Consider the following 211-nt stretch of genomic DNA (forward strand, 5'->3'; position numbering starts at 1 on the left):
GACGGCAACAACAGCCTGTTTGAAAACTTTGCGGTGAGCCTGATAGACAGCGATGGTGACTCGGCCTCGAACACCCTGAGCGTACAGATCGTCGACGACGTGCCGACGGCGGTGAACGACAGCAACCCGGCCACGGCGAGCGAGAACAACCTGGTGCTGAACGGCAACGTCATCAGCAACGACGTGCAGGGGGCCGATGGTGCGGCGGTGA

1 protein-coding gene is annotated in these 211 nt (G+C 61.6%); it reads left to right on the forward strand.

Annotated elements, in window-relative coordinates:
* Positions 1-211 (forward strand): hypothetical protein (locus ACLHZ1_RS20945; RefSeq protein ID WP_427263576.1); only part of this gene is annotated, 211 nt, incomplete at both ends.

Origin of the sequence: Aeromonas sobria (assembly GCF_050266975.1) — a bacterium.
Classification (GTDB): domain Bacteria; phylum Pseudomonadota; class Gammaproteobacteria; order Enterobacterales; family Aeromonadaceae; genus Aeromonas; species Aeromonas sobria_B.